At 72.3% G+C, this 1,976-nt stretch carries 2 protein-coding genes; both read left to right on the forward strand.

Going from position 1 to position 1,976, the window contains the following annotated elements; all coding sequences use genetic code 11:
- Positions 1 to 1,137 (forward strand): exo-beta-N-acetylmuramidase NamZ domain-containing protein (locus tag HW445_RS28715; RefSeq protein WP_180223764.1); only part of this gene is annotated, 1,137 nt, incomplete at its 5' end.
- Between the two features lie 247 nt (positions 1,138 to 1,384).
- The coding region (locus HW445_RS28720) for a hypothetical protein (RefSeq protein ID WP_180223765.1) at positions 1,385 to 1,976 on the forward strand (592 nt) is incomplete at its 3' end.

A 1,976-nucleotide genomic window follows, 5' to 3' on the forward strand; every position in this document is an offset into this window, starting at 1 on the left:
ACCGGTTTCGAGCGCCTCGCCGCGGACGGCTACGCGCTGCTGGACGGCGACAAGGTCGGCGTGGTCACCAACCCGACCGGCATCACCCGCGACACGACGCACATCGTCGACGTGATGCACGCGGACGACCGGGTCGACCTGGTGGCGGTCTTCGGGCCGGAGCACGGCTTCCGCGGCACCGCGCAGGCGGGCGGCTCCGAGGGCTTCTACCGGGACCCGGCCACCGGACTGCCGGTCTACGACACCTATCTCAGGAGCGGACAGCCGCTGGCGGACGTCTTCACCGCCTCGGGCGTGGACACCGTCGTCTTCGACATCCAGGACGCGGGCGCCCGCTTCTACACCTACATCTGGACGCTGTACGACTGCATGGAGGCCGCCCAGCTGGCCGGCAAGCGGTTCGTGGTGCTGGACCGCCCCAACCCCGTCTCCGGCCGCTCGGCCGAAGGCCCCGTCATGCACCCGCAGTTCGCCACCTTCGTCGGCCGCAAGCCGATCTCCCAGCAGCACGGGATGACGGTGGCGGAGCTGGCCCTCCTCTTCAACGGGGAGTTCCTGGCCTCCCCCGTGGAGCTGGAGACGGTGCGGATGACGGGCTGGCGGCGCGACGAGTTCTACGACGCCTCCGGGCTGCCCTGGGTGCCGCCGAGCCCCAACATGCCCACCCCGGAGACCGCGCTGGTCTACCCCGGCACCTGTCTCTTCGAGGGCACCAACCTCTCCGAGGGCCGGGGCACCACCCGCCCCTTCGAACTGCTCGGCGCGCCCGGTGTCGACGGCTCGTGGGCCGCGGCCGCCAACGAACTCGGCCTGCCCGGCGTGCGGTTCAGGGAGGCGTACTTCGCGCCGACCTTCAACAAGTTCTCCGGCCAGACGGTCGGCGGCGTCCAGGTGCACGTCGACGACCGCGCCGCCTTCGACCCCGTGCGCACCGGCGTCGGGCTGCTGGTCACCGCCAGGGCGACGTGGAGCGGATTCGCCTGGCGCGCGGACAACTGGATCGACAAGCTGACCGGTTCGACCGGCGTGCGCACCCGCATCGACGCGGGCGCCGGCCTGGAGGAGGTGGTGGCCGGCTGGGCGGACGAGCTGGCCGGCTTCCGCGCCACGCGGAGGCAGTACCTGCTCTACCGCTGAGCCGGGCCGGGCGGGAAGGGTGGGACGGGCGGGACGCGTACGGACGCGTCCCGCCCGTTCTGTTCCTGTTGTCGCGCATAGTCCCGCCGCCAACAGGAACCCGCATGAGTGTGCCGTCCGGCTTATGGCATACCTCGGCCAACCCGATGGAGCCGGTTGGGCGGTCGGCACGTCTATTCGGCGACGTCCTTACGACGACGCCGAGTTGGGCAGCGGATCAGGTGCACGTGCGACGGAGGTACGGTCGATGGCGGGATTCCGGAGTCTGGCGAGACAAGTACGGGACCAACGGTGCGATCTGGCGCTGCGGCGGTATTCGCTGCGCAAGTGCCTGGAGCGGTTCGCGCCGTACGGCCACCGGGCGACCTGGGACCACCTCTGCGTCACCTGGGGGTTCGGTCCCGAGGACCGCTCCCCCGATCCCCGCCGACTGGTGGGCGCGGTGGCGGAGTTGGAGCAGGCCCGGGAGATCTGGCTGGCCTACGAGGTGGCGTTCGCGGAGCGCCGGCGGCGGGAGAAGCACGACGGGCTGCGGCGGCCGGGGTCGGTGGACGACTGGCACCGCATGACCTGGGGCGGGTTCGGGATCGCCTGGTGCGACGACCCGCGGGTCCATCCCTCGGACCCGCTGCCGGAGGTGCTGCGCCGGCTGATCGGCGCGCTGGAGCGGCAGCCGGGGAGGAGCTGCCCGGTCTGCGGCGACGAGGACCTGGCCTGGCGTCACGGGATGAGCCACGAGCCGTCGAGCGGGCCGGTGTGCGTGGGGTGCGGGATCCTCGTCCCGCTGCCGGTGCTCACCCCGGAGGCGGTCGAGACGGCCCGGCGGGGACGGCGGCAAC

The sequence above is a fragment of the Streptomyces sp. UH6 genome (assembly GCF_013421635.1).
Taxonomy (GTDB): domain Bacteria; phylum Actinomycetota; class Actinomycetes; order Streptomycetales; family Streptomycetaceae; genus Streptomyces; species Streptomyces abyssomicinicus.